This window comes from Vibrio sp. 10N.222.49.C9 (assembly GCF_041474985.1).
Taxonomy (GTDB): Bacteria; Pseudomonadota; Gammaproteobacteria; order Enterobacterales; family Vibrionaceae; genus Vibrio; species Vibrio crassostreae_C.
Genome location: NZ_JBFRVD010000255.1, coordinates 1 through 268, shown reverse-complemented (window position 1 = coordinate 268; position 268 = coordinate 1). Strand labels below are relative to the sequence as shown.

The window sequence follows — 268 nt, the reverse complement described above, 5'->3', positions numbered from 1 at the left end:
CTTCTGCATTGATGGCAGGTGCAGCAGTGGCAAACCCCAACAATGCTGCAGAATCTACTGACGAAATCAGAGCCGAAGCACACATGACTTCTGAGCAGCAAGCCAGTATCAACGCCGTCACGCACAACCAAGCTCTAGTGCAACTAGAAGCAACCGGTGATGTCGACCAGTACATTGAGACTAATGGACAGCAAAAAGAAAAAGCGCGCACTATCTCCAAATGTGAAGATCTAGCCGTTCCACAAGGTGTTAAAGACAGTATTCACTG

General features: G+C 48.1%; 1 protein-coding gene. It reads left to right on the top strand.

Going from position 1 to position 268, the window contains the following annotated elements; all coding sequences use genetic code 11:
* On the top strand, window positions 1–268 hold a 268-nt coding region (locus AB4585_RS23020; RefSeq protein WP_372171122.1), incomplete at both ends, for a hypothetical protein.